At 55.2% G+C, this 23476-nt stretch carries 26 protein-coding genes; 13 read left to right on the forward strand and 13 right to left on the reverse strand.

Features of this window, described 5'->3' with window-relative positions:
- The first annotated feature begins 62 nt into the window (after positions 1 to 62).
- From ACXHRN_RS07065 to ACXHRN_RS07075, 3 genes are read left to right on the forward strand one after another with little or no spacing between them, the layout of a single operon-like run.
- Complete coding sequence (locus ACXHRN_RS07065) at positions 63 to 1979, forward strand: hypothetical protein (RefSeq protein ID WP_488640620.1); 1917 nt, start codon at positions 63 to 65, stop codon at positions 1977 to 1979.
- Positions 1980 to 2022: 43 nt separating this feature from the next.
- Entirely contained in the window at positions 2023 to 2349 is a 327-nt protein-coding gene (locus ACXHRN_RS07070) for a hypothetical protein (protein ID WP_488640621.1), read from the forward strand.
- A complete protein-coding gene (locus ACXHRN_RS07075; RefSeq protein WP_488640622.1) occupies positions 2349 to 4004 on the forward strand; it encodes a tyrosine-type recombinase/integrase in 1656 nt (551 codons plus the stop codon). The genes ACXHRN_RS07070 and ACXHRN_RS07075 overlap by 1 nt, the downstream gene beginning before the upstream one ends.
- A 268-nt stretch (positions 4005 to 4272) precedes the next feature.
- Here ACXHRN_RS07075 and istB read toward each other — a convergent pair whose 3' ends face one another.
- The 4 genes from istB to ACXHRN_RS07095 all read right to left on the reverse strand — a co-directional run bounded on the left by istB (position 4273) and on the right by ACXHRN_RS07095 (position 7509).
- A complete protein-coding gene (istB, locus tag ACXHRN_RS07080; RefSeq protein WP_488638461.1) occupies positions 4273 to 5067 on the reverse strand; it encodes an IS21-like element helper ATPase IstB in 795 nt (264 codons plus the stop codon).
- Positions 5057 to 6577: an IS21 family transposase gene (istA, locus tag ACXHRN_RS07085; protein ID WP_488638460.1), complete on the reverse strand. Its 1521-nt coding sequence runs from the start codon at positions 6575 to 6577 to the stop codon at positions 5057 to 5059. The genes istB and istA overlap by 11 nt, the downstream gene beginning before the upstream one ends.
- 135 nt (positions 6578 to 6712) lie before the next feature.
- Complete coding sequence (locus ACXHRN_RS07090) at positions 6713 to 6988, reverse strand: metal-sensing transcriptional repressor (RefSeq protein ID WP_488640623.1); 276 nt, start codon at positions 6986 to 6988, stop codon at positions 6713 to 6715.
- A gap of 74 nt (positions 6989 to 7062) precedes the next feature.
- The gene (locus ACXHRN_RS07095) at positions 7063 to 7509 is read right to left on the reverse strand and encodes a MerR family transcriptional regulator (RefSeq protein ID WP_488640624.1); all 447 of its coding nucleotides are present in this window, start codon (positions 7507 to 7509) and stop codon (positions 7063 to 7065) included.
- A gap of 121 nt (positions 7510 to 7630) precedes the next feature.
- Here ACXHRN_RS07095 and ACXHRN_RS07100 point away from each other — a divergent pair, with 121 nt between their 5' ends.
- The 5 genes from ACXHRN_RS07100 to ACXHRN_RS07120 all read left to right on the forward strand — a co-directional run bounded on the left by ACXHRN_RS07100 (position 7631) and on the right by ACXHRN_RS07120 (position 11933).
- Entirely contained in the window at positions 7631 to 8173 is a 543-nt protein-coding gene (locus tag ACXHRN_RS07100; RefSeq protein ID WP_488640625.1) for a hypothetical protein, read from the forward strand.
- Positions 8170 to 8556, forward strand: coding sequence for a thioredoxin family protein (locus ACXHRN_RS07105; RefSeq protein ID WP_488640626.1), 387 nt, complete (start codon positions 8170 to 8172; stop codon positions 8554 to 8556). Before ACXHRN_RS07100 ends, ACXHRN_RS07105 begins: the two co-directional genes overlap by 4 nt.
- Positions 8557 to 8562: 6 nt before the next feature.
- Positions 8563 to 9270 (forward strand): cytochrome c biogenesis CcdA family protein, encoded by a 708-nt coding sequence (locus ACXHRN_RS07110; RefSeq protein WP_488641852.1) that lies wholly within the window; start codon positions 8563 to 8565, stop codon positions 9268 to 9270.
- Positions 9271 to 9370: 100 nt separating this feature from the next.
- Positions 9371 to 9709 carry a YnfA family protein gene (locus tag ACXHRN_RS07115; RefSeq protein WP_488640627.1) on the forward strand — a complete coding sequence of 113 codons (339 nt, stop codon included), beginning with the start codon at positions 9371 to 9373 and terminating at the stop codon, positions 9707 to 9709.
- A 307-nt stretch (positions 9710 to 10016) separates the two neighbouring features.
- Positions 10017 to 11933 carry a diguanylate cyclase gene (locus ACXHRN_RS07120; RefSeq protein WP_488640628.1) on the forward strand — a complete coding sequence of 639 codons (1917 nt, stop codon included), beginning with the start codon at positions 10017 to 10019 and terminating at the stop codon, positions 11931 to 11933.
- A 108-nt stretch (positions 11934 to 12041) separates the two neighbouring features.
- Here the strand turns inward: ACXHRN_RS07120 and ACXHRN_RS07125 are convergent, their stop codons facing one another.
- Genes ACXHRN_RS07125 through ACXHRN_RS07135 form a run of 3 tightly spaced genes read right to left on the reverse strand, consistent with a single transcriptional unit; the run spans position 12042 to position 13883 of the window.
- Positions 12042 to 12629 carry a cation efflux transmembrane domain-containing protein gene (locus ACXHRN_RS07125; RefSeq protein WP_488640629.1) on the reverse strand — a complete coding sequence of 196 codons (588 nt, stop codon included), beginning with the start codon at positions 12627 to 12629 and terminating at the stop codon, positions 12042 to 12044.
- A 10-nt stretch (positions 12630 to 12639) separates the two neighbouring features.
- Positions 12640 to 13197 carry a phosphatase PAP2 family protein gene (locus tag ACXHRN_RS07130; protein ID WP_488640630.1) on the reverse strand — a complete coding sequence of 186 codons (558 nt, stop codon included), beginning with the start codon at positions 13195 to 13197 and terminating at the stop codon, positions 12640 to 12642.
- Positions 13198 to 13220: 23 nt separating this feature from the next.
- On the reverse strand, positions 13221 to 13883 hold the full coding sequence (locus ACXHRN_RS07135; protein ID WP_488640631.1) for a Chromate resistance protein ChrB: 663 nt from the start codon (positions 13881 to 13883) through the stop codon (positions 13221 to 13223).
- A 150-nt stretch (positions 13884 to 14033) separates the two neighbouring features.
- Here ACXHRN_RS07135 and ACXHRN_RS07140 point away from each other — a divergent pair, with 150 nt between their 5' ends.
- Positions 14034 to 14678 carry a metallophosphoesterase gene (locus tag ACXHRN_RS07140; RefSeq protein WP_488640632.1) on the forward strand — a complete coding sequence of 215 codons (645 nt, stop codon included), beginning with the start codon at positions 14034 to 14036 and terminating at the stop codon, positions 14676 to 14678.
- 141 nt (positions 14679 to 14819) lie between these two features.
- Here ACXHRN_RS07140 and ACXHRN_RS07145 read toward each other — a convergent pair whose 3' ends face one another.
- The 4 genes from ACXHRN_RS07145 to ACXHRN_RS07160 are packed head-to-tail and all read right to left on the reverse strand — an operon-like array spanning position 14820 to position 17839.
- Positions 14820 to 15215 (reverse strand): (R)-mandelonitrile lyase, encoded by a 396-nt coding sequence (locus ACXHRN_RS07145; protein WP_488640633.1) that lies wholly within the window; start codon positions 15213 to 15215, stop codon positions 14820 to 14822.
- 52 nt (positions 15216 to 15267) lie between these two features.
- Positions 15268 to 16284, reverse strand: a complete 1017-nt coding sequence (locus ACXHRN_RS07150) for a zinc-dependent alcohol dehydrogenase family protein (protein WP_488640634.1) — start codon at positions 16282 to 16284, stop codon at positions 15268 to 15270.
- 11 nt (positions 16285 to 16295) lie between these two features.
- Positions 16296 to 16652 carry a cyclophilin-like fold protein gene (locus ACXHRN_RS07155; protein WP_488640635.1) on the reverse strand — a complete coding sequence of 119 codons (357 nt, stop codon included), beginning with the start codon at positions 16650 to 16652 and terminating at the stop codon, positions 16296 to 16298.
- Positions 16649 to 17839: an MFS transporter gene (locus ACXHRN_RS07160; protein WP_488640636.1), complete on the reverse strand. Its 1191-nt coding sequence runs from the start codon at positions 17837 to 17839 to the stop codon at positions 16649 to 16651. Before ACXHRN_RS07160 ends, ACXHRN_RS07155 begins: the two co-directional genes overlap by 4 nt.
- A gap of 151 nt (positions 17840 to 17990) precedes the next feature.
- Between ACXHRN_RS07160 and ACXHRN_RS07165 the strand changes: the two genes are divergently transcribed.
- A complete protein-coding gene (locus ACXHRN_RS07165) occupies positions 17991 to 18884 on the forward strand; it encodes a LysR family transcriptional regulator (RefSeq protein WP_488640637.1) in 894 nt (297 codons plus the stop codon).
- Positions 18885 to 19391: 507 nt separating this feature from the next.
- Here the strand turns inward: ACXHRN_RS07165 and ACXHRN_RS07170 are convergent.
- Both ACXHRN_RS07170 and ACXHRN_RS07175 read right to left on the reverse strand, forming a co-directional pair.
- Positions 19392 to 21392, reverse strand: a complete 2001-nt coding sequence (locus tag ACXHRN_RS07170; protein WP_488640638.1) for an AAA family ATPase — start codon at positions 21390 to 21392, stop codon at positions 19392 to 19394.
- Entirely contained in the window at positions 21389 to 21715 is a 327-nt protein-coding gene (locus ACXHRN_RS07175; RefSeq protein ID WP_488640639.1) for a DUF6634 family protein, read from the reverse strand. The genes ACXHRN_RS07170 and ACXHRN_RS07175 overlap by 4 nt, the downstream gene beginning before the upstream one ends.
- Before the next feature lie 129 nt (positions 21716 to 21844).
- Between ACXHRN_RS07175 and ACXHRN_RS07180 the strand changes: the two genes are divergently transcribed.
- From ACXHRN_RS07180 to ACXHRN_RS07190, 3 genes are all read left to right on the forward strand, one after another.
- A complete protein-coding gene (locus ACXHRN_RS07180) occupies positions 21845 to 22189 on the forward strand; it encodes a helix-turn-helix domain-containing protein (protein ID WP_488640640.1) in 345 nt (114 codons plus the stop codon).
- A 254-nt stretch (positions 22190 to 22443) separates the two neighbouring features.
- Positions 22444 to 22746 carry a thymidylate synthase gene (gene thyA, locus ACXHRN_RS07185; protein WP_488641853.1) on the forward strand — a complete coding sequence of 101 codons (303 nt, stop codon included), beginning with the start codon at positions 22444 to 22446 and terminating at the stop codon, positions 22744 to 22746.
- Positions 22747 to 22786: 40 nt separating this feature from the next.
- Entirely contained in the window at positions 22787 to 23389 is a 603-nt protein-coding gene (locus ACXHRN_RS07190; protein ID WP_488640641.1) for a histidine phosphatase family protein, read from the forward strand.
- Positions 23390 to 23476 lie beyond the last annotated feature (87 nt).

Consider the following 23476-nt stretch of genomic DNA (forward strand, 5'->3'; position numbering starts at 1 on the left):
AAAAGAAATTAAACCCTTGGAATCTATGTTTCCTTTCGTTGAGGAACAGAGAGGGAGAACACATGCCTAGCGACGAGGCGGACAATCGTCTGACACCTGACGAAATGCTATCTCCAGACCTAGACATAATAGGGATAGGCTGTACGCACGACGTAAATGGTGACATGGACCAGTGCCCGGACACGGCGCATAATGCGCCTAGCAAAACTAAGCGATATGTTCTGCAATCAGTTCCCGGGATTGAACCGCCAAGCGTACACGAACCAGCCCACCGCAACACCCGCTCAATTCCATCATCGACGGACGCCGATGTTGCACGATTGATGGAACGCTTCCCATCACTGCTTCCCTTTCAAGACTGTGCAATTGGTTCTTTAGATGCTCGCCTGGTAGCGATGCTGAACACCTGCTTTCTCCAGGGAAGGGTTCCGAGGGAGAGGGGCTCCACTCTTATCAATCAACACTATTTCGAAAGCGCAGTCGGAGCGTCCCGCAAGTCAATCCTACGTCGAGCGCCGTTATTGGAAGCGTACAATACTCTCTTACCACTTGTGGAACCCGTATCGGAAATACCCGAACGCGCGTTCGGAGTCGACTACGGAAAGAGCGAAACCGAGTTAGATGAGGCGTCCAGACATGTGGTTTCCCTTTATCCGACGTTGCGAAAGCACCAGTTCTATCTCGTTGGACGTTTTGCTTTCGGAATAGTGAAGGAACTTAACCGCCAGGTATTTGAAGAAGACATCGTTAGAACTCGTGGCGGCAAGATACATCGACTGCACATATGCGGAGTAGTTGGCGTCGGTGAGCGTGGATTTGCGGATTACCGAGGTATACTTAAAGACTACGAAGATGCTCTCGGCAAAGCGGAGTCCACGCACTACTACAAAATTCCTGAGATGGAGAGATGGCTAGATCAAGGCATTGAAGACGGAACCCTTTCGATGTCGGATGGCAAGTTCAGCCGAAAACAGTTCTTCACCCAATTTGGGTACAACGGCGCAATCTGGGTCGGCAACTACCCGAAGCTTGCTGAGCTTTTCGAACGTTATGACAAGCGCATCAAAGACTTGGAATATCACCCGCGCGAAGTAATGACCAAGCTTCAGGCGCTCAAAGACTTTCTCGCCAATGATCCACCTGTCAAGGGTTTGTCGCTGAGTCGAGAAGCGCTGCAAAATCAAGTTGGAATAACGCCCGCTGCATGCAATCGTGCTCCGTTTAAGGATGTCATAACTCGCGCCGAGCAAGATTACCATGAGCAGATCAAAAGTGATCCGTTGATATGCATTGTGGAGCCTCGAATATATCGGTTCGAATTTTTAGTAAAATTCGGCTGGCCGAATAAATTTTCCATACGCATAAAAGAAAGCTTTGAGCGTCATTATGGTAAAGCTGGAAGAAATGTTAAGATATACTATAAGATTATCTTTTGTTTGATCGATTATTTGTCAAGCAACGCATCGTCATCTGCTCAGGCTATAAGAGATGCCGTCCACGCACAGGTCCCAGTCCGTTTCTTGGCAAGGGAGTGGGCGCTAGCTACGCTTGATTTCAGCGACGCCCTCGCGGCGACCTACGAGAACCCCGGCACTTTGAAGTCTGTTATCTCAGCGACCAATTCGGTGCTCCGAAATCTAGCAAACGATGGCGTCCTGCCTCCTCTTGATTGCCAGCTCAAGCCACCAGGGCGGGGTCGCCGCACCCACCTGCCGTCTGTTGCCGAAGTTACCAGCGGTCAGACTGGTGCTCGATCAAAGCCACACGTCGACGATTACCTAATCTTTGCGACTTCGATGCTGGAACAGGCGAGTAGTGTCAACAGCCTGCGTCGGGTGACAACGATCTTCGATGCGTTGTTTGGCCGCTTTGAACGTCCTGTTTTCCACATGGGCAACGAAAGGCGTGCCGCATGGTATCGCGTTTCCCAAATCGTTGACCGCAGCCCGAACCTGGACCTGCCCAGAACACGGCATTAACACCGGAATTGGTTCGAAGCGGGACTTTAATACCAGGCATTCGGTGTATGGTTCAGCCGTCACCGCTCTTGGCAAGGTCATCAAGAAGCTGCAGCCCCAAAAAGAGAAAAAGCCGCGTCAACACGCGACGGCGAAAGCCAAGACGCTACGCATGGAAACCTTGATGCTGGAGTACAAAACCAGGTTGGAAGGCGTCAGTAAGCAATATGGCGAAACGGACGAAGCCCTGCAAAAGGCGCGTCGTGATCTAGGCGCTGAGCAAGAGCGCTATCGCGGCCTGTTGCGTAGGCTTGATCAGCTGCAAGATGAAAACGCCAGATTGAAGCGGGAACTTGCAAATCATGGTGGCGGGCTGAGGATAGTAAATTGATGGTGCCTTCAAACGCAATTTCCACAATCCTGCGTAGCCACCTTCTTGTCGAACGACTTACAACGTTGTTGGCCGAATGCGAGCCATCAGAAATCCCGTCCAGACGTGGTCGCGTCTCACGGCAATGGGTGGCCGAAAAGATCATGTGCTCAAAGGGAACTCTTTCAGAGAGCCCGAGACTGCGGAAAGTATTGGGCCAATGGGAACGCAACCACGCTCCAACCGAGGCTCGGCCACCTGACGTCACTACTGAAGAACAGGCGACCGCATTTTCGGAGACTGTGGTATCGTTTAGAAAACAGCACCTGAGCGACCTCATCTTGCCTGTCCAGTTGGACTCAGTGGGCAAGGTTTTTACGGTTCCGACACTCTACGATGGTGACCGCATCGACGAATGGGTCAGCCGCTATCTCCGCTACCTTCTGATCAGGCGTAAGTTGGCATATTCCAGTGTTCATGAAACGGCGAAGAAATTGCGAATATTTCGCCGCTTTCAGCGTAACCACAAAATGAGCTACTTGGATGTTACGGACGATGTGCTTCTGGCGTGGCGGCATTCCATGGAGGCGGCAGGGCTTTCGGTCACGAGGAGGAACGATTGCATATCGACCGTGTACAGCTTTTTTGAGTGGGCGGAGGAGCAGGGGCTGCTTACAAACCATGTCCAAATGCGGTCGAAGGCCGAATATGTGTTACTACCGGAAGAGTACGTTTTTCCAATTTCAAGCCAAGAGATATTGGTCAAACGGCATGGGCAGACATACACTACCTGGGTTTCGACACTCATTGAATCAGGCGGCACCAGTTCGTTCGGGTCCCGACATACTCCCACGGCTGCCGAAGTAGAGCGGCTCATTCTCGAAGTGGCATCCCACAAGAGAAATGCAGTCCGAAACGGCTTGCTGGTTTCTTGGGCGTTGCGCACAGGCGGTCGGGTCAACGAACTGCTTCAAGTTCGCGTAACCGACCTACCGGATGAAGAAGGTATTGGCGAACTCCTAGATCGCGGAGACGAACAGATTTCTATAACGGTCAACCGTAAGAATCGCGGGAAGAATTCGCTAATCGTTCCACTTGAGGTCGTTCTTGCGACCCTGCATTATATCTGGGCTGACAAGTATCGGGCCGACATAGTCGCAAAGTATCCACGCAAGGATAACGACTTTTTGTTTTTGTCGGAGAAGGGTGGTGTTCTCACCACAGATAGCGTCACACGAATTTGCGCCGGATTCTTCGAAAAAGCAAAGATCGTGAACGCAAACATCCATCGTCTTCGTGCCAGATTCATCACCGAGATGATAGAAAGCGTACTTGATGACTTCGCTGAGAGCGGACAATCCCTTGATCTAACAACAGATTGGGGTGAGACAATCCTCATTGTTGCCCGAAACCGTATGGGACATTCGCACGTGATGTCACTGCGCCCGTATCTCAATGAAATTCAAATTCGTCGGGTCTTGTCAGACGGCCAGGTTAAACGCCGCGAACAGGGGGAGGGAGTGAAGAATATAACCGTTCTAAATCGCGAACTGTTCGAACAGGTGAAGCAGAATCGCGACCTTGCTGAGGTTGATCGCCTTTTGGGTACGAATAAACTGGCAGCGGCGGCAATGCTTCGTAATATCGCTGACGAGATTGAGCGAAAAGCCGCGTAGCGCTATGCTTTGATCATGCTCGTGTTTGGGCGGCCAGCAGATCGTTGGGATATCGCAATATATGGAGATACAGGGCCAATCATGTCATCCAATAAACGCCTGAAGGTTCTAAGTCCGCTAACGCGCTCCCTTCTGGCGGCAGGCGAAGGCGACCAAGTCGATTTCAAGAAGACACCTGACAGTATCAGCCAGGACGTGTTGGTTTCCGCGCGGAACTGAGCCGGTTTTTCCACCGAGAAGTGAGCCACCTCTAAGTATGATTTTCTGATCAGGGTTTGGTCAAGGGGTTGGCTTTTTCTCCTCTCTTCTGGGCTGCCGCCGCCGAGCTGGCTTTGAATCTGAAGCTGTCGTTGCCGGTTTCCAGGATATGACAACGATGGGTCAGGCGGTCGAGTAGAGCGGTTGTCATCTTGGCGTCACCGAATACGGTGGCCCATTCACTGAAGCTGAGATTGGTGGTGATGATGACACTGGTGCGTTCGTAAAGCTTGCTCAGCAGGTGAAAGAGTAATGCACCGCCGGACGCGCTGAACGGCAGATACCCCAACTCGTCCAGGATCAACAAGTCGAGCCGTACCAGGGCCTCAGCGATCTGACCTGCCTTGCCCTTGGCCTTCTCCTGCTCGAGAGCATTGACCAGTTCGATGGTCGAGAAGAAGCGGACCTTGCGGCGATGATGCTCGATGGCGTGGATTCCAAGAGCGGTCGCGACATGCGTTTTACCAGTGCCAGGGCCACCGATAAGGACAACGTTCTGCGCCCCATCCATGAACTCGCATCGGTGTAGTTGGCGCACAGTGGCCTCGTTGATCTCGCTGGCGGCGAAGTCGAAGCCGGAGAGGTCTTTATAAGCCGGGAAGCGGGCAGCCTTCATGTGATAGGCGATCGAGCGAACCTCGCGCTCGGCCAATTCAGCCTTCAGCAACTGGGACAGGATGGGCACGGTCGCATCAAAGGCGGGAGCCGCTTGCTCGATAAGGTCTGTGACGGCCTGGGCCATGCCATACATCTTGAGGCTCCGTAGCATGATGACGACGGCAGCACTTGCGGGATCATGACGCATGGCGACCTCCTGCGATCCGGGCGCGTAGGCCATCGTAGCGTTCGACGTTGGCCTTGGGTTCACGCAGCAAGGTCAGCGCCTGTGGCGTATCGATGTCGGGACCGTCAGCCGTCTTGCCGTCGATCAGCCGATGCAGCAGATTCAGCACATGCGTCTTGGTCGCTACTCCTGCATCCAGGGCGAGTTCCACAGCCCTGAGTACGACGTGTTCGTCGTGATGAAGGACAAGGGCAAGGATATCGGCCATCTCGCGATCACCGCCGGGGCGGCGAAGCATCTGGTCCTGCAGTTGCCGAAAGGGCAACGGCAATTCCAGGAAGGGTGCACCATTGCGCAAGGCACCGGGTTTGCGCTGGATGACGGCAAGGTAATGTCGCCAATCGTAAATCGTTCGCGGCGGTTTGTCGTGGCTGCGCTCAATGACCCGCTCATGCTCGCATAGGATATTGCCCTCCGCCGCAACGACCAGTCGCTCGGGATAAATCCGCAGGCTGACGGGCCGGTTGGCAAAAGACGCAGGCACGCTGTAGCGGTTCCGCTCAAAGGTAATCAGGCATGTCGGCGAGACGCGCTTGCTCTGCTCGACGAAGCCGTCAAACGCGATAGGCAATGCCATCAATGCTGCCCGCTCATCAGCCCAAACATCTGCGATCGAACCGGACAAGGTGCCATGCGCCGTGTCCCGCCACAGGTCCTGGCAATGCTGTTCCAGCCAGGCATTCAATGCCGCCAAGTCCGGGAAGTCAGGCATCTGTTGCCACAGTCGTGGACGAGCATCCTGGACGTTCTTCTCGACCTGACCCTTCTCCCAGCCTGCCGCCGGATTGCAGAACTCAGGTGCAAAGACGTAGTGGTTCGTCATAGCGAGGAAGCGGATGTTGACCTGTCGCTCCTTGCCGCGACCCACCCGATCGACCGCTGTCTTCATGTTATCGTAGATGCCGCGACCAGGTACGCCGCCAAACACACGGAAGCCGTGCCTGTGGGCGTCAAAGAGCATCTCATGCGTTTGCAGTAGGTAGGCCCTGACCAGAAAGGCCCGACTGTGCGATAGCTTGATATGTGCAACCTGAAGCTTCGTGCGCTCGCCGCCTATCACGGCATAATCTTCACTCCAATCGAATTGGAATGCTTCGCCTGGGCGGAAAGATAGCGGAACGAATATGCCGCGGCCCGTCGTCTGCTGCTCAGCCCGCCAATCACGGGCGAAAGCGGCAACCCGGCCATAGGAGCCGGTAAAGCCAAGAGCCACCAGATCGGCATGAAGCTGCTTCAGCGTTCGGCGCTGCTTGCGCGACCTCCCGGCCTCGGTCTTCAGCCAGCCAGCCAGTTTGTCGGAAAAGGGATCAAGCTTGCTCGGTCGTTCCGGTACCGTGAACGTCGGCTCGATGGTGCCTGCGCTCAGATACTTCGCGATCGTGTTGCGTGACAGCCCAGTACGCCGGCTGATCTCGCGGATCGACTGCTTCTCGCGCAGCGCCATCCGCCGGATAATATTTAAAAGTCCCATGTGGATCACTCCGTTGCCCCCGTCGCTGACCGCGTTGGGGGGAAGGTTCACATGGCTCAATTCTCAATGGAAATTATGCGCCTAACCGGCTCAGTTCTGCGTGGAAACCAACAAGCTTATTCCACATGACGGTGCTCATAGATATTTGGCGATGTTTTTGAATTCGTCGACGATTTGGCGTTGGTCACGACCGACTGTTCCCACCGCGTCTTCGAGGCAATGATCGAGGTGATCCTGGATCAGGGTTCGTTTGGCCTGCGTGATTGCCTTTTCTACGGCGTGGAGCTGCTGAGCAATGTCGAGGCAAGGTCGATGACCCTCGATCATGGCGATAACGCTTTTGAGGTGCCCCTCGGCACGCTTCAGGCGCTTGACGATTTCGGGGTGAGATTCATGGATATGGTCTGTCATGCTTTTTCCTATCCCCCTGGAGGGGATAATTCAAGACAGATTCAAAGATTATGATGTGGCGCGACGGCGACTTATCATCTCTTTCCGCAACAGGAGCTGACGGGTGTTGCCATTTCCTTGATGATGACGCACTTGTCACCTGGGCCGCCAGCACAGGCTTCGTTGCACTGATCTACGAACCCCTGCAATCTCGTCTCCAATTGCTTCAGTTCAATCAGCTTTTGACGAACCTCATCAAGGTGCACCTGGGCTATATCTCGGGTTTCTGAGCAATCGCGATCCCCACTGATCGAGAGATCGAGAAGCACCCGGACTTGTTCGATGGTGAAGCCGAAATCACGACATTGCTTGATGAAGGTCAGTCGAGAGAGATCACTTTCCTCATAATGGCGCTGGCCCGCCTCGGACCGGCGTGCCTTGGGAAGTAGACCAATATCCTCGTAGTAGCGGATCGTCGGGGCGCTGACGCGAGCTGCTTTTGCCAGGTTTCCAATTGTGTACACGCGAATGTGAAGGGTCATGACTGATTTTGCTCCTTGCCCTTAAAGTTACTTGAAGGAGTAGGCTTCGACCAATCACAAATTCGAAAGGTCGAAAGTATGCAAAAGACGACGAAATTCGCCGGGGCGGCGGCGGTGGCCTGTGTCGCATGCTGTGCGTTCCCTGCAATCCCTGCGCTTATCGGAGGCGCAGGCCATCCCCTATTGGGGCGCTGCGGCGTTGCTGCTGACCATCCCGGCCACTGGCCTCGTCTTCTATGTCCGCCGCAAGTCTTCACCAACACAAAGTATCAGAAATCTCGTGGAGCCAGCAGACGCGTGCGGATGTGGTGAGAAATGCAGGTCGGGTCAAAAAGGGGAGGCACCGATTGCGTGTACATTGGACGCCAATGATTTCAAGGCCCGAACCCGGCTTATCGAGGACCTATCTGCCAATCAGCTTCTCTCGGCTCGACGAGACGGTTTAAGGCTCGATCTTACCTATTCTGCTGATGCGCTCTCAGATGTGCGGGACCTCGTCCGCGAGGAACAGACGTGCTGCGCCTTTCTGACGTTCAACCTCGCGCATGACCGTAACGGGGTTCATCTCACGATCATTGCGCCCGAGAGAGCGGCCGAGGCTGCGGATGAACTCTTCAACCATTTCATACTCAACAAAACCAACAATCTGGAGCCTGCTCAATGAACCGCCGCAACTTCCTTCTATGTGCCACCGGCATCGCTCTCGGCATCGCCACGCCGCTTGCAGCTCAAAACGGTGACGAGACTATTCCCGGATTTGACGAGGCGGCCGAAGCGGGCAACCCGGTCCTTATTCATGTCACAGCACCATGGTGTGAAGTCTGCCAGGCCCAAAAGCCCATCGTCGCCAAGCTACTTGAGTCACCCGACTTCGCGAGAATGAAGAAATTTGACGTGGATTTCGACAGCCAGAAGGAAATCCTGCGGCGCTATCGTGTGCAAACGCAGAGCACTATGATCATTTTCAAAAATGGCACGGAGATAGACCGGCAAGTGGGCGAAACCGATCCAGCTGTAATCGAAGCCTTTCTGCGCAAGGCACTTTGACCGATGATGATCCTCGCTTTGGTCGCAGGAGTCCTTTCGATCTTGTCGCCCTGTGTGCTGCCCCTCGTTCCTGTCGTCCTGGCGAGCGCAGTTGCAGAACATCGGTTCGCGCCAGTCGGATTAGCGGCTGGTGTTGCTTTGTCGTTCACTGCCATCGGCCTTTTCGTTGCGACGGCCGGATTTTCAATCGGCATCGACATGACGGTATTTCGGACGGTCTCGGCGATCCTTTTGGTCGTCGTCGGGGCCGTGCTAATGGTTCCGCGCTTTCAGGTGGGATTTGCCACCGTCGCGGGACCGGTGAGCAACTGGACGCAAAACCGCTTTGTAGGCTTCTCGCCTTCTGGCATAGGTGGTCAATTCGGGGTCGGGCTTCTTCTAGGGGCAGTCTGGACGCCTTGTATCGGGCCAACCTTGGGCGCGGCATCTGTCATGGCGGCGAGAGGCGAAAACCTTGAAACGGTTGCCTTTACCATGCTGATGTTCGGCGTTGGGACAGCATTGCCACTTCTGGCGCTCGGGATGGTTTCTCGCGAAGCGCTTGCGAAATGGCGGGGGCGAATGACCGGTGCCGCGTCGAACCTGAAGGTGGTGCTAGGCGTCTTGCTTATCCTGGCCGGAGCCATGACCCTGACTGGCCTTGATCGCTCGATCCAGACCGCGCTGGCTAGTGTCATGCCACCGTGGATCGTCAGCGTGACAACGAAAATATAGCCGAAGCGGCTACCGGCAATTTCTTATCCTGGGTGGCCTTCCTGCAAATTGTATGGGAGACCTTCGAGTCCGTGATACAGACTCTGAATGCGAGTTTTATATGCCAATAATCCTTTCCACCGGCCTGATTTTTGCTGCAGCAGCGATTTGTGAAATTGCGGGATGTTTTTCATTTTGGGCATGGCTCAAGCTTGAGAAGTCAATCTATTGGCTCGTCCCCGGTACTTTGTCACTGCTGGCGTTCGCCTATCTGCTGACGCTTGTCCCAAGTGCGGCGGCAGGCAGGGCATACGCAGCTTATGGCGGCATCTACATTGTTGCCTCTCTGATCTGGCTTTGGGCGGTTGAAGGACACCAACCAGATCGCTGGGACCTCTCAGGATCGGGTCTTGCTCTGGTGGCGTCAGCGATAATCCTGTTCGCTCCAAGAGGAGTGTAATCTCAAGGAGATCAACCCGCCGAACGCCGATCTTCCGGTCCACTCAGCTAGGCGGGCTCCGTCAAATGGTCACACGGAATTCTACGTGTTGTGGGCTCGCTCGGTTGCTTGGTTCAAGGCACGCGCGTCTTGCTGACACCGGAGCCGCCATCGGCTTGCCTTGAGCAAGGCAGCCCAAGCGGACCGTTCCTTCAGCCTAGTTTGGCGTTGCCGACGATCTGCCCGCTTTGCGAGTAGTTGCTCGGGTCACTAAGTTTTGTGCAAGGTTTTAATGATATTGCCGGGTGAATGTTTGCATACGGCGGCAATGGGTGAGATGACATCAGTCTGGCAGGTATTGATTGGCAATCTGACGTCGGTGGCTTTGCTGATCGCGATTTGGATGCATTTACACTACAAGTTTTATCGACTCTCGAAAAACCTGCTGAAGCTGGGTTTTGGCGCAACAATGGGCTTGGGCGTCGTCCTCTCCATGCTGCTTTCCGTGGAATTCGAAAAGGGCATCTACTTCGACTTGAGGAGTTCGCTGCTAGCGGTCTCAGCTATTTTTGGAGGGCCGCTTGCGATTGCCGTCACTGCGCCAATGGCACTTGTGTTCCGCGCGATGATGGGTGGGGTGGGAGTTACAAATGGCCTGACCGGCATTGTCGTGATCTCGGCCGTTTGCCTGATCATTCACCTGACGCTTGGGAAGCGGGCAGTAGGAACATGGGGCATCGCGGCGAGTGCGCTTGCTGTGCCAGTAACTCTGCTCGTCTTGATGATTTCACTTGCCAGGCCAAATGCTCCAAATGCCATTTATCAGATGTCTTTTCTGATGGCACTCCTCAATACCGTCGCCATCATTGTTTGTGGAAGTGTGATTACATATTTCCGCAGATTTACAGAGGAGCGCGACATTCTCTATGCGGCGCTCACCCAGGCTCCTGATTTCCACTACGTCAAGAACCTGGAGAGCGAGTTTGTCATTGCCAACCTGAATGTCGCCAAGCTTCATGGTCGGCAGAAATCCTCGGAAATGGTCGGTCTGACAGACTTTGACACAGCTCCGGCGGAACGCGCTCAAACGTTGTTCGAGGTTGAACAGGAGATCATGCGCTCAGGTCAGCCGATTGCGGATTTCGAGGAGGAACTGGCTGACGAGCAGGGAAATAGGAAATGGTATTCCACTTCGAAGGTAGCTCTTAGAAACCGCCATGGGGACATGGTGGGCGTGGCAGGGGTCACAAGGGACATCACCCAACAGAAGCACCTGGAACATCAATTGGTGGAAAGCCGCGATCTTCTTTCGCAAGCTATGGCAGAAATGTCGGATGGCCTGGCGATGTTTGATAATCTTGGATATCTGCTGTTCTGCAATGAGAGGTACAGGTCTCTCTTCCCTTTATCCGCCTATGCTCGTCAACCGGGTGCGCACATCACAGACATACTCCGTGCGGCGGCTTTGAACGGCGAACGCAAAGACTTCCCCACGGACGTGAGTGAAGTCTGGCTTCAGGATGCCGCGAACGAACTTCACGTTACACGCGATACGGAAATTCCACTTTCCGATGATCGATGGCTGAGCCTGCGCACGCGCATGACCCAGGATGGCTCAGCTCTCGTGGTTGTCTCCGATATCAGTGCTACCAAGCAAGCCGAGTTGTCATTGCGTCAACTGGCAAACCAGATGAAGGGTCTAGCCGAGACTGATGCGCTGACAGGCATTTCTAACCGCAGGGTGTTCGATGAGGCGATTGGCACCGAATGTTCTCGGGCCAACCGGCGCAATGGTCCGCTTAGCCTATTGATGATCGATGTGGATCGGTTCAAAGCATACAACGACCACTATGGCCACCCTGCAGGCGATGAATGTCTGAAGAAGGTGAGTGAGTGCCTGCGAACAGCAGTAAGTCGGCCCACGGATGTGGTGGCGCGGTATGGTGGGGAGGAGTTCGCAGTTCTCCTGCCGGGGACCAACCTTACCGCAGCATTGGGTCTCGCCGAGCAATGCCGTTCCGCGCTGGAACAACTTGGCATACCCCACACAGGGAGTGAGCACAAAGTCATTACGGCAAGCATCGGAGTATCGACGATTGCGGGCAGCGATCCGTTTCTGTCGCCCTCCCAGCTATTGGTGCGGGCGGACGAAGCGCTTTATCAGGCGAAGGAAAGAGGCAGAAATCGTGCCGATGCGTTCAGTGCAGAGGGATGGCCTGAACATCCCATGGAAGTTTCAGCATAGCTTTGGCAATCTTATCGGCAGTGTCGAAGCGGAACTGCAGATTCTCTCGTAGCAGAGACAAGTTTGGCTAGTCCAAATCGCCACCCGCAGCTCGGCGAGCTATGCACGTCAGGCCTCCGCTCGTTCTTTTTGAGCGGCTTCCCACACTTCTGCAGCGGCATCCAGATTCATAATGCCAATTGCGATGCCGACGATGAGGTCAGGCCAGATTGTCGGCCAGATGAATGCCGTCGCCAGGCCCGCCGCGATGATGGCGATATTGGCTATCGTATCATTCCGAGCCGATAGGAAGGCCGCTCTCGTGAGACTGCCCTTATGATGCCGATAACGTACCAGCATCATTGCGCAGGCGAAATTGACGACGAGCGCACCAAGGCCTGTGAGTGTCAACGGCAGCGGCTCGGGCGTGACCGGAGCCACGAATTTTTGATATGCGGTCCAAAGCGTCGCGAGTGCTGGGATCATTAGTATACCCGCAAGTGCCATTCCGAGGCGGGCTCGATTGCGGATGCTCCAGTTCATACCGAGCGCGATCAGGAGGTTAATTGACGCATCCTCCAGGAAGTCGACACTATCAGCAAACAGGGCGACCGAACCAATGGTCAGCGCAACCGCGAATTCGATGCCGAAATAGCCGAGATTGAGAAAAGCCACCCGCTTCACGACACGCATCAGTCCATGATCGATTGTCATCATGGTCTTGGCCTCACAGGATGCTTGAGAAGAAGCGGTTGAGGCGGCTTTCCCGACGAAAGAGAACGCCGACAAAAGCAGCAGCGATTGTTCCAGTGAGTGCGCCGCCGAGAATATCGGAAACATAGTGCGTACCGATGTAGACCCGCGAGATCGCGACCAGGATTGCGGCAGCCAACAACCAGAAGCCACGGCGGGATAGCCCGTGGAGGAGGAACGTGGCTGCGATGGCAAAAACTGCCGTGGCGTGATCTGAAGGGAACGAGAAATCGGCGCTTCGCTCGATGAGCAGATGGGTGATGCCGCCATCGTACGGACGTACCCGATGAACCATGAGCAGGACGAACTGGTTCAGACCCAGACCAATGAGGAATGATAGCCCTGCCGAGAGGATGACGTGGCGGTCCTTCGCCTTTTCTACGTTGAACCACCACTGGATCGCCACCAGTGCGATTAGTATCGGCACTCCCGCATTTGAAATCCAGATTAACATCGTATCCAAAAGGCTGCTGTGCCCAGCAAGGCCATTGATGGCGTGAGTGGTGGTTGCGTCGATGGAATAAACAGACATTCGGGACTACTCTAGTTTTGAGGTTAAATGGAGCCGCCTTTGGCCTCTTCATTGGCTTCGAATACGCGTTTGGCGTAGGCATCTAATACGGCCTCGCAGGTCTTCAGGCGCTCGGACGCTTCCTCAGCAAGGGAGGCTCCGTAAAAATCCAGCTTCCTAATTTTCCCCAACCAGTCCTGCAGCTTTCTGAGATCGGTGTCTTCTTCCTCAAGCTCGGCATAGGTGAACTTCTCAATCGAGATTTCTTTGGCGATTTCCTTTTCAAAATCGTCGCACCGTCCCATGAACTCACGATAATGTTCGTTACGGTCGGCCCTGAAACGCGCGATCACTTTCTCGCTTTGGCCCGGATCGAGGGCAGTGGTTTCGAGAATGACGGATTCCCCACCCATCTCCGAGATGTCATTTTCCATCATTTTGAGACGGCGCATGTTGTCGTCAGATTTGGGAAGGAGGCAAACTCCGTTCTGGAGATAGATTGCACCCAGGGCCTTGATCTTGCGCCAGAGAGCTACCCGCTTTGTCGCGGGTTCGGCCGGGACTTTGTAGGTGAGAAGCAACCAGGAAGAGTCAACCATAGATTCCGCATAATGTAACGGTCGTTGCATGTCAATGTATGCGATGGTAGTGCAGTTGGATGACTGCTGCCATTTGGTCGTCCCCAAACCCTCAAGAGGAACGTTCATTGCTGGACTCCGCAATCACATCAGTCACTTCTTTTATCGCGGTTCATCCACATCTCGCCTATGCCGCAATTCTCATTCTTGCGGCGTCCGAGTCTTTGCCTGTTGTCGGAGTCGTTTTCCCAGGAACGGCAGTTATACGAGCGTATAGTCATGCAGGGTTTGCAGGTGGTATTCGTCGCCGGAAACCACGAACACTACGGACACATCCTCCAGCACTCGATGGAAGACGGCAATGCGGTACGCGAGCGATATCCTGGTTTGCATTGGCTGGAAAACGAAACCGTTGTCATCAATGAAATCAGGTTCGTTGGGGCCACCTTGTGGACCGACTATGATCTCCATCAGCGGCCTGACGAAAGTATGCAGGTCGCGCTACTCTCCATGAACGACCACCGTCATATTCATACAGTCGATGCGGCAGGACGGCGCGGCCGGTTCTGGCCGGAAGATGCGCTGGCAATCCATCAGTATAGCCGCGAATGGCTAGAGCGAGAACTCGCGATGCCTTTCGCCGGACAGACAGTGGTCGTGTCGCATCATTGCCCGCACCCTCGCTCGATTCACCAACGTTATGCAGGAGACAGACTGAACCCGGCCTTCACCTCTGATTTATCAACCTTGATAGAACGCTTTCAGCCGGAGTTGTGGGTGCATGGACACACACACAGCTCGTTCGACTACTACATCAACAGAACGAGGATCGTCTGCAATCCTAGGGGCTACGTCAGGCGGACTTTTGCCGGGCGAGAGGTTGAAAACGAACAGTTCGAACCCTTTAAATTGATCACAATCTGATGGTCCGTGATAAATGACACGTCTTGCGCAACGATGATTTCACGAATTTGCCTTCAAAGGGCTTGCGCTCACGGCCACACTACCATTGGCGATCAGTTCTAGTTCGGCAGACGGCACATTGTGCCGCCGCCATCGCATTGCTCACCCCGAATAGTCCTCGTCACTTACCTTCTCCAACCACTCCACGGCCTTGCCATCGAGTGACTCCTGGATGGCGATGTGCGTCATTGCAGTCGTCGGACCGGCACCATGCCAATGCTTCTCGCCGGGTTCAAACCAGACAACATCACCAGGGAGTATTTCTTCGACCGGTCCGCCGTCTCGTTGCGCACGCCCAAATCCAGCGGTGACGACCAAGACCTGACCCAGAGGATGGGTGTGCCAGGCGGTCCGTGCGCCGGGCTCAAAGGTGACGGCGTTTCCAGCCGCCTTCGCTGGGTCGCGCACCGGAAAGAGCGGGTCGATCCGCACCGTTCCGGTGAACCAGTCCGAGGGCCCTTTACCGGAAGGCTGGCTACCAGCGCGTTTGATTTCCATGATTGTCTCCTTGATCGAGGACCACGGTCTCGGCCGTGGACCTGGGGATGCCTTACATTCGCAGCAGCGTTTTGATCGCGCGGCGCTCGTCCATGGCGCGGTAGCCTTCAGCGACATCGGCGAGCGGCACTTCGAGGTCGAAGACCTTGCCGGGGTTGATTTCCCGTTTCAGCACCAGTTCCATCAGGTAAGGGAGATAGCGGCGAACCGGGGCGGGCCCGCCCAGCAAGCTCTTCTGCTGGAAGAACATAAACTGGCCGTCAAGCTGCACGCCATGTGGTACGCCGACGAAGCCTATAGAACCACCAGGCCTTGCGCAGTTGATCGCCTGCATCATGGATTCCTGGGTGCCTACGCATTCGAGAACGGACTCCGCGCCGACACCACCGGTCAATTGCTTGATTTTTGCCACGCCTTCTTCGCCACGCTCGGAGATGATGTCGGTCGCACCGAATTCGAGCGCCAACTCCTGCCGAGCCTTATGACGGCTCATGGCGATGATCCTTTCGGCACCCATCTGTTTCGCGGAAAGCACGCCCATGAGCCCGACCGCACCATCGCCGACAACAACGGCCGTGCAGCCTGGTTGAACACGGGCGGCATCTGCAGCATACCAGCCGGTCCCAAGAACGTCGGATGTGGCCAGCAGGCTCGGGATGAGGTCATCCGAGGGGATTTCAGCCGTGGCCACAAGGGTACCGTCAGCCAGGGGCGCTCTTGCATAGGGGGCCTGTGCGGCAGACATGAACTCACGCTGCTCGCAGGACGACGGAAAGCCGAACTTGCAATGAGGGCAGGTATTGTCCGAGATGCAGAAGGACCCCACGACAAACTGGCCGGGACGAATGGTCTTCACCTCGCTGCCGATCTCGACAACGATACCACAGTATTCGTGACCCATGTGAGCAAGTTCATTCACCGGCTGAAGGCCGCGAAACGGCCAGAGGTCGGACCCGCAAACGCAGGATGCGGATAGTTTGATGATCGCGTCTGTCGGTTTCAGGATTTTCGGCTCCGCGACTTCCTCACAACGGATGTCGCCGGGCGCATGCAGAACTGTTCCGAGCATTGTTATTCTCCTTATTTATCCGAAACGGGTTCGATGGCGATGCTGAAGGACCCATCGATCAGTAATGGAGTTATCGGACCGTCCAGGCGGCCTAGGCGTGTGAGTCCGTGCGAATAGCGGTAACTGCTGTAGAAGATCGCGAGGTTTCCCCAAGGCGCATAATAGGCAATGTCTCCGGCTGCCTCGTCGTCAAATGGGGCGCTGCCCTCTGTTGTCAGTTTCCTGGGGAGATAACCGATCTTTTCCTTGCTGACGTAATCCTCCATTTGGAGATCAAGTGGCAGCATGGAAAAGAAGTCGCGTGAACTCGGATTGTCGAACAGCGTCGCTTCTATGCTGGTCCCATTTACAACGAGCTTGATGATCATGGAGCGTGGTTCCTGTTTTCGATTGCCGCCACGCCTGCTACCAACCCAGAACACGCCAAGAGAATAGCGCCTAGCGCGAAGGCGCTCCACCAACCCATGGCATCGAACAGGAAACCTCCGGCCGCCGCTCCTCCGGTTATGGCGAACTGAATAGCGGCAACCTGCAGACCACCACCGGCCTCCGCGTCATTGGGCAATACTTTGCTTAGCCATGTTCCCCAGCCGACCGGTACCGCTGTTCCGAAAAAGCCCCAGAGCGCCAGAAGTGCTGCGGTGGTTGCGGTATGAGAGCCGAATGCGATCAGTCCAGCAGCGAGAACCGCCATGATCAAAGGAATGACGACTAGAATGCTGTAGAGGCGCTTGTTTAGCTGTTGACCGATGAGCCAGGTCCCGGCGACGCCCGAGAGCCCCATGAGAAAGAGCATCATGGAAAGGGTCGTGACATCGACCTTCGTCACCGTTTCCAGGAAGGGCCTGAGATAGGTGAAGAGCGCGAACTGCCCTGCAAAGAGCAGAATCATTGACAGCATGCCCAAAGCGACCTGCGGACGTTTCAGGAGCGCAAATGGATTGGTCGACTTCCACACCTGTTGCGGGACAAGCGGAGGCAGGCTGATTGCCTGCCAGACCAGAGCCAAGAGCGCGAGCGGAACGACGAGGAAAAAAGCGCCACGCCAACCGATGAAATCGCCGAGAAAGCTTCCGAGCGGAGCTGCCACCGTTGCGGCGATGGCATTACCGGCATTGAGCATTGCCAGACCCTTAGGCACTGATTCCTTCGGCAGCAGGCGCATGACAATTGCAGTGGACATTGACCAGAATCCACCAATCGCTACGCCGAGGAGTGCGCGGCCGATCATCAGGACAATATGGTTGGGAGCGAAAGTGACGACGGTTCCGGTAACTGCCAGCAGCAGCGACAGAGAAGTCACCACGAGTTTGCGATCAATATTTCGAGTGAGGGTCGCGATTGCCAGGCTCGTGATGACCGCGAAAATTCCGGATATGGAAATTGCCTGGCCCGCCTGGCCCTCAGTAATTCCAAGGTCACCTGCCATGGGCGTCAAAAGGCTGACTGGCATGAATTCCGAGGCGATCAACACGAAGACGCAGAGCGCCATGGAAATGACCGCGCCCCACGCTGCACGCTGTCCGACCAGCCTCTCGTCATAGGCTACTTGCATCCGAGTTCTCCAGGATTGAAAACGGCACCTTCTGGGCCGATAGACCCACAGATAGCACCAATCGAAAGCTTCGATTAGCCATCGCAATTCGCTTGGACTTATCGAACTGGACCAATAATATGCGCGACAGTCATTCTTGATTGGACATTTCATGAACCGTGGAAACTTCAACGAGCTGCTTTGGTTTCTCGCCGTTGCCGAAGAGCGCAGTTTTACCAGGGCGGCATCCAAGCTCGGCATCGCGCAGTCGACGCTCAGTCATGCGATGAAGCAGTTGGAAGCCAGAATGGGCTTGCGACTACTTCATCGAACGACGCGAAGCGTAGCCACCACGGAGGCTGGAGAACGCCTCAAACAATCCATGGCCCCTCGCATCTCCGAAATAGAAGCGGAGATCGATGCGGTTATGGCCTATCGCGAGAAACCGGCCGGGGCAGTGCGGATCACTCTCTCCGACCACGCCTTGGACACGGTCGTGTGGCCCAAGCTGTCTCCAGTCCTGAAAGAATTTCCCGATATCAAATTGGAATTGAGCATCGACGATAGCTTTCGCAACATCGTCGAACACGGCTTCGATGCCGGTGTACGCCTGGGTGAGAGCCTGGAAAAGGATATGATCGCGGTCAGAATCGGACCAGACTGGCGTCTCGTCGCCGTGGGGTCGCCCGCCTATTTTGCAAGCCGATCCGTGCCTGCCCGTCCTCAAGACCTGATGAATCACAATTGCATCAACCGGCGACTTGCAACGGCAGGCGGCCTTTATGCATGGGAGTTCAGCAAGGACGGAGAAGAAGTCCGCGTTCGGGTCGAGGGTCAACTGACTTTCAACAACTCACAGGCGATGATTGACGCTGCAATCGAAGGCCATGGAATAATCTACGTTCCTGAAAGCACCGTAGAGCAGGAGATGTACGATGGTCGCCTACGTCTGGTGCTGGACGAGTGGTCACCAAAGTTTCCTGGCTATTATCTATATTATCCAAGCAGGCGGCAGAATCTCCCCGCTTTCTCGGTGATAGTGGATGCCCTCCGGCATCGAGGCTAATCTAAAATTGCGCACAGTGATTTTTGGCAAGGTATCAGAGATATATTTGGCTGCATCGCCTTGGCGAGGATATAGCCGGGCGGCTGGACGTGATCCCGGTCCAATTCCGCGTCATCTTCACGCATCGCCGCATATATACGCTCGCCGCGCCTGCACCGACGATCATAGAGACTCCCGCTCCGGCACATCTAATCCAGGGGATGTCCGACCCAGTCTTAAGGGCGAGACAGGTGATCTTCAATGGTTCGCCGCATTCGGGGTCTGACGGCCCCAAAAGGCCTGATAACGAGGTCCATGGGACTCTGGTTACTGTCCCTCTCAGGAGGTTCGACATGCACGGGGAGGGAGCTGGTAGCTCAGGCCCGATGACGACCGCCTCTCTGTTGCGCCAGCTTATTCCTGATCGATGGTCTGCAAGGAAAAGGGCAGTACGCTGCCGCCCTCTAACAAGCAGAATATGGTTTCGGTGAACAGACTTTCGCTAAACAAGTTCGAGAGCTTTTCGCACTAAGTGCCTCTCAAAGATTCATATTCTCCAGCTGATTGGAATAGGCTTTCGAGTTCGCTCGCTTCCAAGCGGCATTTTGTAGATAGTGCCGTGGCCATGGCAACAAGTAGCGTTTTTCTTTTCTGAAGAATAGACAGCGCAGTGTCGTATTGGTCATCGAGGAATTCTTCGATTATCTGGCGCACGTTAGGATCGGCCAGATATTCGCTTGGCTGTTTCTGTGTCGAACTCGGGGCAAGGTAGCTAAGGCCGGTGCCTAACCCCAGTTCAGCGAACATGCGAACGGCCAAGGCAGACGCTTTGCCGATATCGCTTCTCGGATCGCCTCCAGCGACGACAGACCGATCATCAAGCAATAGGTCCTCCGCGCACAACCCCGCAAGAAGTGTTGCGACCTGCTTTGAGAGCGATTGTCGCGTTTCAATTCTTTGATGCGCCGAATCGAGCCGAGTCACGCCGTGGGACGTTGTGCCGTCGACCTCTCCACCTTCTGGAAAGATTTCGACGGACAGTAACTTCGAACCGCCGAGAACGCGGGCGACGATGGCGTGCCCGGCCTCGTGAACCGCAATTCGGAAACGATCTTCCATCGACAGTTCGATTGCCCGAGGGGCGAGTTGCGTCAGGTCTTCTATCCGAACTTGGCGCTCATCGGAGCGAGCCAGGCGGCGTGCTTCTCTTGCAAGCCGCTCCAAATCTGCTCCAGATAAGCCTACGAACCTCTCAGCGATTGATGGCAGCGCGGGGTGCTGGGCAACGGAGGGGAGATAAAGTTCAAGGATTTGCTGACGGGATTGGGCGTCCGGAAGACCAATGCGGACGTGGGTCTCTAGGCGTCCACTTCGTAGGATTGCCTCGTCGATGTCCTGCGGACGATTGGTCGCCCCAACTACCACCACTCCCTCGCGCCCCTGAACACCATCAAGGGCTTCCAATACTGCGTTGACCACTTTTACCGAGTAATCGGAATTGTCTCCCGTAAACTGGCTACGTTTGCCAATGGCATCAAGCTCATCGATTAAGAGGATAGACGGTGCGTTTTGCGTAGCTTCCCTGAAGGACTCGTACATCGCCTTCAGAAAATCTCCGAGATGCCCCGCAGCTTGCCACTTTGCGTACGAGCCCTGAACAAAATGCGCTCCACATTCCGCTGCCAATGCCGCCGCAAATTTGGTTTTTCCCACACCTGGTGGGCCTGCAAGCAGAATTCCTTTGTCGATATCCGTCCAAGACAGCTTTCCTTCACGCCAGAGCGCTAAGTCGGCTTTTACGCGCTGTGCCCAAACCCCTGCGTTCCCAAAGCCGACTGACGTTTTCAGCGGATTCGCTGAATCCTCTTTCGCACTACGCTCGTATTCCCTGTGGCGTGCGAGAGCAATCGCCGTTGATTTTCCATGTCTGAAAACACAATCTATCGTTTCGCTGGGCAGCGTTGCGAGGTACCGCAAATCCTCTTCCGAGAGCGGGCCGCACTTTCGGAGTCGAGCAAGTGATTTAAAATGTTCAGCTGCGCCGATATCTAGGCTGAGCGTGGTGTCAGTGACGATAGAAAGATCAGATGGGATGTTCTGCCCTTCGTGGATGCACACAACGAGCGTCCGCGACTGCAGCAGAACTGGATCAAGCGGTTCCTTAACGCGCTTGGCCTTGGGAGGCGAATAGAGGTGCAGATGAATATCCGTCTCGCCCGTGCCCACGTCTCCAAAACACAAATCAAAGGCATGTGCGAGAAGATCAAGCTGCCACCGCCGTGGCACGATGATGACTAACACTTCACTGCGTGAGTGAAAGAGGGCGGCGTGATGTTTGAGGGAGGCCACGACGGCACAGTACGTCAAATAGGTCGTGGGCCTGCTTGCGAGCGCTAGTAGCGGTGCCTTTCGATTAAGGCGAAGGGCTGGTTCAAAAAAAGTGGCACTAGCCACATTTGCAATTGCTGTTTCAAGCCGAAGGAATTCTTCCTTAAGAGTTTTGTTATCTTTCCGAAAAACGCTCATCATTGCAATTCTCCAAGAGCGTCTCCTGCACTTCCCAGGCGATACCAGCGGCTGAACGTTCGCGCCAATCCAAGTGATGGGTTCATGAAGAAAACCTCGGAGGTTACTGCCGAAGCCGTTTTCAAAATTGGATGCCCTCGCACCCGCCCAATAAGGCAGGGCACAGAACGACGGGACACAGCCCACTGACTGATGGAAACCGGTGGCAGGGGAGGAACACGCCCGTTGCAGACAGATTCCAGATCGTCGGCCAATGCTCGCAAGCTGGCGATGGTGCTCAGCAGGTCCTCGGGGGAGTAACCTGATCCTTTTAGAAGGTCGTTCATGGCATCCTCGACAATACGAATGGTTCTGCCTCGATTCGGCAGCGTCCCGTGGTTGACGTCCGCACATTGAGATTCGTCGTCGAAAATGTCAACATAGTTGTCACATTTTGTGCGCCGTGATGTAACTCAATGAGCGATTCTTGTCACACTGTGCATAATGTTGACATTTTCGAATTTTGGCCTGCTTTTGCGTTTATGAGCGCGTATTTTTTTGGACCTATTTTGCGGGCAGGACGTGTGCTTGCCGGTATTTCCCAGGAGCAGCTGGCGCAGTCAGCTGAGGTTCATCGAAGGACTATTGCTCGCTTGGAAGAAGGCGAGGGAGTGCGTCTCGATATCGGGGTGCTGGGAAAAATCCGTGCAGAGCTTGAACGACGCGGAGTCGAGTTTACCGATGGGACGGATGTCTTTGGAATGGGCGTACGCTTTAAGTCCCCGAAGAACAAGTTGACCATCTCATCGGACGAGAAATGACTGCACGACAGTCCTACCCGAGGGAGGGGAGGAGTATGGAGCGAGCACTTATGGCCTGGCGGACTTTCAAGGCCCCAGCCCTGCGGGCCGGGGTCCCAGGGAGCAAACTCGCACCGCCTCGCTCCACCAGGCCGAAGCAGCTACAGCGTAATTTGGAAACGCGCAGCTTCGGCCCGGTCACGATAGATCAGCTGGCGGCTGCCGCTGATCGCGCCTATCATAAAGCCATCGATCAACAGTTTTTGTGGTACCGAATGATGAAAAAAAATAGTGATGTCGGAAAACCATTCAACATCGCGTCTTATGCGCTGCTGACGATGATGGTCGCGCAGGTGGTGGGGCTGGAACCCGGCGATTTCATCCTCACGCTCGGCGACGCACATATCTATGCCAACCACTTCGAACAGGCGAAGCTGCAGCTCGGTCGGACGCCGAAGCAACTGCCCGTGATGAAGATCAATCCCGAGGTGAAGGACATTTTCTCCTTCCGCTTCGAGGATTTTGAGTTGCTCGACTATCAGGCGGATGCCACGATCAAAGCACCGATCGCGGTATAGGCCCTGGTTTTCGCCGCGAGCGATGCATTTGAGGTTCTGATTGCCCCGCGCCCTTCGCCTTACGATTCTCTGCCATGGCGCGACGACGATGAGCCGTGCGGCGGGGTTTCCCGCCGATGACCCGCTCGCCGATGGTCAGGCTGAACGAGCCGCCAAGATCGGCGCATTTCTCGGGCGGGTCGACAAGGTGCTGTGCGCGCCGGAACTGCGCACGAGCCAGACCGCCGAGGCTCTGGGCTTCGACTACACCGTTCACACCGCCTTTCGCGATATAGATTATGGTCGTTGGGCAGGTCGCACGATCGATGACATCAGTGCTGGCGAGGCAGATGGCCTGGCGCGATGGATATCGGAGCCGGACGCTGCGCCGCACGGCGGAGAATCAAACTCGCAATTGCTCGAACGGATGTCGGACTGGATGGCGGGCCATCTCGCATGGGAAGGACATCATGTCATTGTCACCCATGCGGCGGTGATCCGGGCGATGATCATCGCTACGCTCGGCGCGCCAGCGCAGGCTTTCTGGAAGATAGATGTCGAGCACCTCAGCCTCACCGATATCCGCAGCGATGGCCGGCGATGGGCATTACGGTCGTTCGGGCGGCAGGTTTTGTTGAAACCCGAGCGCGCTGGCGGTGAGTAGCGCGGGGACGGCGTTGCCCGTCTGCTGCCAGTATCGAGTGGTGTTTTCCATATCGGTGTCGCGCTATCTCATGCTAGGAGAGGAAAC

This window comes from Shinella sp. OV683, assembly GCF_057787725.1.